Consider the following 7,667-nt stretch of genomic DNA (forward strand, 5'->3'; position numbering starts at 1 on the left):
AGGAGGGCGAGAGGTGGGGGGGCCTACTGGCGGGTGAGGGATTTGACGATGGCGGCTTCGGTGGTGGGCCAGTTGTTGAAGAGGTAGGCGTGGCGGACTACTGGGCGGACGGCGGCGATGACGTCTGGTTTGTCGTCGACGAAATGGGTCAGGCCTAGGTCGGTGCAGTGGATGGCTTTCTGGGGGCGTTTCAGGCAGAAGCGGATGTTGGCTTCGGGGATGCCGGTGTGGGTGAAGAAGTTGTGGTGGTGGAGCCAGACGAGGGAACGCTGCTGGACTCGGGGGCCGCATTTGGAGACGAGCCACGTGTCCGTGAAGAGCGGGACCAGGCGGGCGATGGTGTCGAAGGCGTCCGGTACGGCGGGGGTGCGGAGCATGGCGGCGGTGTCGCCGGCGAAGAACGAGGTGTCGCCGGGACCTGTTGTGCCGTTGATGATCACCCGGCCGATGTCGATGCCTAACTTGTTCATGCATCCAGCGTCACCACGCGAGGACTTCAGCAGAACTAGTAAATGTCGATAGAGCTATAGTTTGTGGCGATGACTCTGGTGGCTGAGGATCTGCGGGTGTTCGCGGTGTTTGCGCGGCACCGGAACTTCACGCGGGCCGCGGTCGAGCTGCATGTGAGTCAGCCGGCTTTGCACACGCGGATTCGCAAGCTGCAGGAGCGGCTCGGGCATGAGCTTTATGTGAAGCGCGGGCGCCTGCTCTATCTGACGGATGCGGGCGAGCGCCTCGCGTTGTTCGCCAATGACGAGGCGGATCGGGCGACGGACTTCCTGCGTACGCTGGGTGCTGCGCCACCGCGGCCGACGGTGTTGATGGCCGGCTCGGGCGCCTACCTCTATCTGCTGGGCGAGCCGATCCGCCGGTACGTCGGCAAGGGCCGCGAGCTGCGGTTGCTGATCGGCGATGCGTCCCGCACGTTGGAGGCGCTGCGAGACGGTACGGCGGATGTCGGCGTGACTGCGTTGGGAGTCCCACCGGACGACCTCGATTGTGAGCTGCTGGGTCAGTTTCCGCAGACCCTGATCACGCGGGCCGATCACCGCCTGGCGAAGCGGCGGACGGTTCGGCTCAAGGACCTGCAGGACGAAGCCCTCGTCGTACCGCCGAAGGGGCGGCCGCATCGGGAGCAGTTGGAGCGGGCGTTGCTGGATCAAGGGGTGCGGTGGTCGGTGGCGGTTGAGGCCGAGGGGTGGGAGTTGCTGGTCCACTTCGTGCGGCTCGGGATCGGGCCGGCGGTCGTCAACGGCTCGGTGCGGACGACGAGCGCCGTACGGAAGATCCCGGTCAAGGACCTGCCACCGATCCGGTACTACGTGATCACCCGCGGCGACCGTGGTGACGAGTTGAAGCGGATGCTGCTGTGAGCGCAGACAGCCGCGCGTTGTCGAAGCTGCTCCGGCATACCGCGGGGGAGCGAGGGCTGGCGATGAGCCTCGATGGTCGGGCCGCGATCGCCGACGTACTGGCGGTCCTCGGGATGGAGCGCGGCCGGCTGGACCGGGCGGTTGAGGAGAACGACAAGCAGCGATTGCAGGTCGACGGGGAGCGGATCCGGGCGTGTCAGGGGCATTCGCTGGCTGGAATGCCGGTCACCCGTGAAGCTTTGGAGAACAGTTGGGAACGCGTCTACCCCACCGAACACCTGTGGCATGGAACTACGCAGGGTGTGGTTCCGCTGATTCAGCGTGAGGGACTCAAGCCCGGGCGACGAACGCATGTCCATTTGGCGGCTGATCAGCGCCGTAGAACCGGGGCTGATGTGCAGCTACGTGTGAATCCCGTTAATTTGGTGGTGTATCGGGCGCCCAACGGGGTGTTGCTGGTTCGGGAGGTCCCGCCGGATGCGATCGTGGACGCGGTCCACCCTGCTCGGTGGTCTCAACGATAGGCTCGGAGCCGATTCGTCATCGAAACCTGGGAGTCAATTGTGGCCACCATCGAGGCCGTCGGCGCCCGCGAGATTCTCGACTCGCGCGGCAACCCCACTGTCGAGGTCGAGGTTCTCCTCGACGACGACACCGTTGCCCGGGCGGCCGTGCCGTCGGGTGCGTCCACCGGTCAGTTCGAGGCTGTCGAGCTCCGCGACGGCGACAAGGCCCGTTACGGCGGTAAGGGTGTCCTGAAGGCCATTGCAGGCATTCTGGAGGACATCGACAAGGAGATCGTCGGGTACGACGTCCACGAGCAGCGGCTGATCGACCACGCCCTGCTGGACCTCGACGGCACCCCGAACAAGGCCAAGCTCGGCGCGAACGCCATTCTCGGCGTCAGCCTGGCAGTCGCGAAGGCGGCCGCGGAGAGCTCCGGCCTGCCGCTGTTCCGCTACGTCGGCGGCCCGAACGCGCACGTCCTGCCGGTCCCGATGATGAACATCCTGAACGGCGGCTCGCACGCGGACAGCAATGTCGACGTGCAGGAGTTCATGATCGCCCCGATCGGCGCCGCGACGTACGGCGAGGCCCTGATGCAGGGTGCGAGCGTCTACCACGCGCTGAAGGCGGTCCTGAAGGAGCGCGGCCTGTCCACCGGGCTGGGCGACGAGGGTGGCTTCGCGCCGAACCTGGCCAGCAACCGCGAGGCGCTCGACCTGATCGCCATCGCGGTCGAGAAGACCGGCCTGAAGCTCGGCACCGACATCGCGCTGGCGATGGACGTGGCAGCCAGCGAGTTCCACACCGACGGCGTCTACGCCTTCGAGGGCGGCAAGAAGTCGGCCGACGAGCTGATCGCCTACTACGCCGACCTGGTGGCGTCGTACCCGATCGTGTCGATCGAGGACCCGCTGAACGAGGAGGACTGGGAGGGCTGGAAGAACCTCAGCGCCCAGCTCGGCGACAAGATCCAGATCGTCGGAGACGACCTGTTCGTCACCAACGTCGAGCGGCTGCAGCGCGGCATCACCGAGAAGTCGGCGAACAGCCTGCTCGTCAAGGTGAACCAGATCGGCTCGCTGACCGAGACCCTGGACGCGGTCGACCTGGCCCACCGCAACGGCTTCACCTGCATGATGAGCCACCGTTCCGGCGAGACCGAGGACACCACGATCGCCGACCTCGCGGTCGCGACCAACTGTGGCCAGATCAAGTCCGGCGCCCCGGCCCGGTCCGACCGCACGGCCAAGTACAACCAGCTGCTCCGGATCGAGGAGGAGCTCGACGACGCCGCGACGTACGCGGGTCGTTCGGCTTTCCCCCGGTACCAGGGCTGAGGTTTAGCTGATGTCGTCCCGCCGGGATTCCGGTGCCCGTCCCGGCTCGCGCCCGTCGTCGAGCCGGAACCAGACGCGCCCACCGGCCCGGCGTGGCGACCAGCCCAAACGCCGTACGACGGGGACTCCGGCCGGCCCGGTCCGGACTCGGGGCTCCCGGAATCTCACCGGCCGGGCAGCCGTGGTGCTGCTCGTGCTCGGTGCGCTGGTCGTGTCGTACGCGCAGAGTCTGCGGGTGTGGTTCGACCAGCACCAGCAGATCACCGCGCTGAACCAGGAGATCCACGACCGCGAGAAGCGGGTCAAGGAACTGCAGAACGAGATCGACCGCTGGAACGACGACGCGTTCGTGAAGGCCCAGGCTCGGCAGCGGCTCGGCTGGGTGATGCCGGGTGAGGTCGGCTACCGGGTGATCGGTGCCGACGGCAAGCCGCTCGGCGCACCGCCGGAGCCGGGGGCGCCGGTCGAGCCGGGGGACGAGGCCGTCCAGAAGCCGGTTTGGTACACGAAGTTGTGGGGGAGTGTCGAGGGCGCCGGGAAACCGCCGGCGGCACCGACGAAACGGCCGGTCACACCGACGCCGAAACCGATCCTGACCCCCTCACCCGAAAGGTGATCCGTTGAGCGTCAGCCCCGACGACATCGAGGCCGTCGGCAAGCAGCTCGGCCGGACCGCACGCGGTATCCGGTCCATCGCGCACCGGTGCAGCTGCGGCCTGCCGGACGTGGTCGAGACCGAGCCCCGGTTGCCGGACGGTACGCCGTTCCCGACGACGTACTACGTGACGTGCCCGCGGCTCGCATCGGCGATCGGCACGCTTGAGGCCGAGGGCGTCATGAAGTCGATGACGGACCGGCTCGGTGAGGACGCCTCGCTGGCCGCGGCTTATCGGGCTGCGCACGAGTCGTATCTCGCGCACCGGGAGTCGATCGACCAGGTGGCGGAGATCGACGGAATCAGCGCGGGTGGGATGCCGACCCGGGTGAAGTGCCTGCATGTCCTGGCCGGCCATTCGCTGGCCGCTGGGCGCGGCGTGAACCCGCTGGGCGACGAGACGCTCGATCTGCTGGAGGACTGGGGCCGTCGGGGGCCCTGTGTCGGAACAGATGATCTTGGATCAGACAGTGACTGAGCGGGTTGCCGCGATCGACTGCGGCACGAACTCGATCCGCTTGCTGATCGCCGAGGCCGGCCCCGAGGGCGAGCTACGGCAGATCGACCGGCGGATGCTGATCGTCCGGCTCGGGCAGGGCGTCGACGCGACCGGGCGGTTCGCCCCGGAGGCGTTGGAGCGGGTCTTCAAAGCATCGGACGAGTACGCCGAAGTGATCCGGGCCGCCGGTGTGGTTCGGACTCGGTTCGTGGCGACGTCGGCGGCGCGGGATGTGAGTAACCGCGATGAGTTCTTCGCCGGAATCGCTGCGCGGTTCGGCGTTCAGCCGGAGATCATCTCCGGTGCAGAAGAGGCCGAGCTGAGTTTCCGCGGAGCCACGGGCGGGCTTGGAGTGCTCGCCGTACCGGGGCCTTATCTGGTCGCGGATATCGGTGGCGGGTCGACGGAGCTGATCCTCGGAGATGCGTCCGGGGTGCTCTCGGCGGAGTCGCTGAACGTCGGATCGGTGCGGATGACCGAGCGCCACGTCAAGGCGGATCCGTCGACAGCGGCGGAGCTCGCAGCGGCGGCCAAGGACATCGACGCGATCCTGGACACGACGACAGTGCCCATCACTTCGGCGCGGGCGCTGATCGGGGTTGCCGGCACGGTGACCACGGTGGCTGCGGTCGTCGGGAAGCTGCTCGAGTACGACTCGGACCGGATCCACCACGCGCGGATCTCGGGACCGCAGCTGCGCGAGACGACGTACTGGCTGACGCGGTCGACCAAGGCGGAACGCATCCAGAACCCGGCGATCCACCCGGGCCGCGTCGACGTGATCGGTGCGGGTGCACTCATCCTGCAGCGCCTGTACGACCGGATGGCGGTCGGCGAGGTCATCGTCTCCGAGCACGACATCCTCGACGGCGTCGCCCTCTCGTTGCTGCGCTAGCGAGCGCGGACACCGTCCAGGGCGATCTGGAGGACTCGGTCGCGCTGGGCCTCGTCGGTGAAGGCGCAGCTGGTCAGGCCGCTGACCATCCGGAGCAGGTCGTCGATCGACATGTCCGCGCGGGCTTCGCCGGCCTGCTGGACTCGCTCGAACAGGGGCGTGCCGGCCGCGTAGAGGGCCTCGCGGGCCTCGACGAACATCGTGCTCTCGCGGTTGAGCGACTGGATGATGGCGCGCTTTGTCGCGGCGTACTGGACGAAGCGGGTCAGCCAGGCGGTCAGGGCCTCCCACGGCGGCAGGTCGGCGACCTTCTCGGCGGCGATGCTCAGCTCGTCGATCTCGCCCAGATAGACCGCCTGTAAGAGATCCTGGCGGGTCGGAAAGTTCCGGTACAGCGTGCCGATCCCGACGCCGGCCCGGCGGGCGATCTCTTCGAGTGACGCGTCCACGCCGTTGGTCGCGAACGCCTCCCGGCCGGCGACGATCAGGGCGTCGTAGTTGCGCCGTGCATCCGCGCGCTGCGGCCGCTTGTGGTCGATCCGCGTCGTCTCTGTCGCCATGGCATCACTTTCTCAGAGCTAACCCGCTTGTTAGCGGAGGGGTGCCTCCGTTATAGTGGAGGCATACCTCGACTTTACCAGGCCGAGAAATCCACAGACCTTTCGAAGGACTTTTGCATGCCTGGAAACAACTCGCGGATCACGCTCGCGGTGCTCGCATCCGTCGTGGCCGCGTTCTCGATGCTGCAGTCACTGGTCAGCCCCGCGCTCCCGGTGATCCAGCACGATCTGCACACCGACCCGACCACCGTCACCTGGGTCTTCACCGCTCTGCTGCTCTCGGTTTCGGTCTCCACGCCGCTGCTCGGCCGCGTCGGCGACATGTACGGCAAGGACCGCACGCTCCTGATCGCGCTCGTCGCGCTCGCCGTCGGCTGCCTGGTCGCGGCGCTCGCCCCGACCATCGGCGTGCTGATCATTGCCCGCATCATCCAGGGCTTCGGCGGCGCGGTCTTCCCGCTTGCCTTCGGCATCATTCGCGACGAGTTCCCGGCTGAGCGTGTGCCTGCGACAGTTGGCGTGGTCTCGGCGATCATCGCGGCCGGTGGCGGGCTCGGCATCGTGCTCGCCGGTCCGATCGTGGAGAACCTCGGCTGGCGCTGGCTGTTCTGGATCCCGCTGGCCGTGGTCACCATCGCGATCGTTCTGGTGCGACGCTTCATCCCGGCCTCGCCTCGTGGGGCGGCCGGGCGCATCGACTGGCTGGCCGCTGTGCTCTTGTCGAGCTGGCTGATCGCGCTGCTGCTGCCGCTGAGCAGTGGACGCTCGTGGGGCTGGGGTTCGTTCCGGACCATCGGGCTGTTCGCGGCGGCCGTCGTGCTGGCTGCTGCTTGGGTGACCGTGGAGCTGCGGTCGAAGAACCCGCTGATCGACATGCGGGTGATGCGGATCCCGGCGGTGTGGACGACGAACCTGGTCGCGCTGCTGTTCGGGGCGGCGATGTTCGCGGTCTATGCGTTCGTGCCGCAGTTCATGCAGATCCCTCGTGCGGCTGGTTTTGGCTTCGGGTCATCTGTTTCGGAGGCCGGGTTGTTGATGCTGCCGATGCTGGTGACGATGGCGGTGACCGGTTCGCTGAGTGGGCATGTGGCGCCGTACTTCCCGGTGCGGTTGCAGGTCATCATCGGGTCCGCGCTCAGCCTGGTCGCCTCGCTGGCCTTCGCCGAATTCCACGATCAGCCGTGGCAGGTGGCGGTCTCGACGGCCATCTTCGGGATCGGGCTGGGGCTCGCCTATGCGTCGATGACCAGCCTGATCGTGCAGAACGTGCCGCGTGAACACACCGGCGCCGCGACCGGCATGAACGCGAACATCCGCACGATCGGCGGCTCGATCGGTACGGCGCTCGCAAGCTCGATCATCACCGGTCATCTGCAACCCAACGGCCTCCCCGCCGAAGCCGGTTTCACCAACACCTTCCTCCTGCTCGCCGCCTTCTCCGCAGCGGCCGTCGTCCTGGCGCTGGCGATCCCGACAGCCCGCCGTACGAGGGTTGTCGAGCCGGCGCTGGTCTCCTAGCGCAGGCGCTCAAGAATCCGTTCCCACGGGAGCAATCGCCCGTCAGCGGCTCCGGGTTCTAGTAAGGCCCACTCGATGAGTTCGGCTCCAGCTCTCCGCAGTACGTCGATGTGACCGGCCCACGCGGGATGTCTCGCGTGGGCCGCGTTCACTCGCGGGAACACCACCATCGGCGTACCGCCGAGTCCTTCCGACAGGACCGTCAGGGCCTGGTTGTCCGCGATCCCCAACGCCATCTTGGTCACGGTGTTCGCGCTGGCCGGTGCGGCGATGAGAAAGTCGATCGGCGGATGAGGGCGGGGCTCGCCGGGCAGGCGGGGTTG

At 67.5% G+C, this 7,667-nt stretch carries 10 protein-coding genes; 7 read left to right on the forward strand and 3 right to left on the reverse strand.

What is annotated here, in order from left to right; genetic code table 11:
- Positions 1–23: 23 nt before the first annotated feature.
- Positions 24–470 (reverse strand): hypothetical protein, encoded by a 447-nt coding sequence (locus E1263_RS41060; protein ID WP_132177669.1) that lies wholly within the window; start codon positions 468–470, stop codon positions 24–26.
- 69 nt (positions 471–539) lie between these two features.
- On the opposite strand from E1263_RS41060, the gene E1263_RS41065 reads away from it, so the two are divergent.
- The 6 genes from E1263_RS41065 to E1263_RS41090 are packed head-to-tail and all read left to right on the forward strand — an operon-like array spanning position 540 to position 5,266.
- The gene (locus tag E1263_RS41065) at positions 540–1,373 is read left to right on the forward strand and encodes a LysR family transcriptional regulator (protein WP_132177671.1); all 834 of its coding nucleotides are present in this window, start codon (positions 540–542) and stop codon (positions 1,371–1,373) included.
- Complete coding sequence (locus E1263_RS41070) at positions 1,370–1,897, forward strand: RNA 2'-phosphotransferase (RefSeq protein WP_132177673.1); 528 nt, start codon at positions 1,370–1,372, stop codon at positions 1,895–1,897. The genes E1263_RS41065 and E1263_RS41070 overlap by 4 nt, the downstream gene beginning before the upstream one ends.
- Before the next feature lie 39 nt (positions 1,898–1,936).
- Positions 1,937–3,217, forward strand: a complete 1,281-nt coding sequence (gene eno / locus E1263_RS41075; RefSeq protein ID WP_132177675.1) for a phosphopyruvate hydratase — start codon at positions 1,937–1,939, stop codon at positions 3,215–3,217.
- Positions 3,218–3,227: 10 nt separating this feature from the next.
- On the forward strand, positions 3,228–3,833 hold the full coding sequence (locus tag E1263_RS41080) for an FtsB family cell division protein (RefSeq protein ID WP_132177677.1): 606 nt from the start codon (positions 3,228–3,230) through the stop codon (positions 3,831–3,833).
- Positions 3,834–3,837: 4 nt separating this feature from the next.
- On the forward strand, positions 3,838–4,350 hold the full coding sequence (locus E1263_RS41085) for a DUF501 domain-containing protein (RefSeq protein WP_132177679.1): 513 nt from the start codon (positions 3,838–3,840) through the stop codon (positions 4,348–4,350).
- Positions 4,343–5,266 (forward strand): Ppx/GppA phosphatase family protein, encoded by a 924-nt coding sequence (locus E1263_RS41090; protein WP_238162032.1) that lies wholly within the window; start codon positions 4,343–4,345, stop codon positions 5,264–5,266. Before E1263_RS41085 ends, E1263_RS41090 begins: the two co-directional genes overlap by 8 nt.
- Here E1263_RS41090 and E1263_RS41095 read toward each other — a convergent pair.
- On the reverse strand, positions 5,263–5,826 hold the full coding sequence (locus E1263_RS41095; RefSeq protein ID WP_132177683.1) for a TetR/AcrR family transcriptional regulator: 564 nt from the start codon (positions 5,824–5,826) through the stop codon (positions 5,263–5,265). The two genes, E1263_RS41090 and E1263_RS41095, sit on opposite strands and share 4 nt — an antisense overlap.
- Before the next feature lie 117 nt (positions 5,827–5,943).
- Between E1263_RS41095 and E1263_RS41100 the strand changes: the two genes are divergently transcribed.
- Complete coding sequence (locus E1263_RS41100; RefSeq protein WP_132177685.1) at positions 5,944–7,344, forward strand: MFS transporter; 1,401 nt, start codon at positions 5,944–5,946, stop codon at positions 7,342–7,344.
- On the opposite strand, the gene E1263_RS41105 is transcribed toward E1263_RS41100, so the two are convergent.
- Positions 7,341–7,667: flavoprotein (locus tag E1263_RS41105; protein ID WP_238162035.1), on the reverse strand; the 327-nt coding region annotated here is incomplete at its 5' end. The two genes, E1263_RS41100 and E1263_RS41105, sit on opposite strands and share 4 nt — an antisense overlap.

Origin of the sequence: Kribbella antibiotica (assembly GCF_004349055.1) — a bacterium.
GTDB lineage: Bacteria > Actinomycetota > Actinomycetes > Propionibacteriales > Kribbellaceae > Kribbella > Kribbella antibiotica.

Bases quoted from the DNA above. Each gene is read 5' to 3' on its own strand.
- E1263_RS41080 (WP_132177677.1), top strand. From the start codon at position 3,228: ATGTCGTCCCGCCGGGATTCCGGTGCCCGTCCCGGCTCGCGCCCGTCG.
- E1263_RS41100 (WP_132177685.1), top strand. From the start codon at position 5,944: ATGCCTGGAAACAACTCGCGGATCACGCTCGCGGTGCTCGCATCCGTC.
- E1263_RS41060 (WP_132177669.1), bottom strand. From the start codon at position 470: ATGAACAAGTTAGGCATCGACATCGGCCGGGTGATCATCAACGGCACA.
- E1263_RS41095 (WP_132177683.1), bottom strand. From the start codon at position 5,826: ATGGCGACAGAGACGACGCGGATCGACCACAAGCGGCCGCAGCGCGCG.
- E1263_RS41065 (WP_132177671.1), top strand. From the start codon at position 540: ATGACTCTGGTGGCTGAGGATCTGCGGGTGTTCGCGGTGTTTGCGCGG.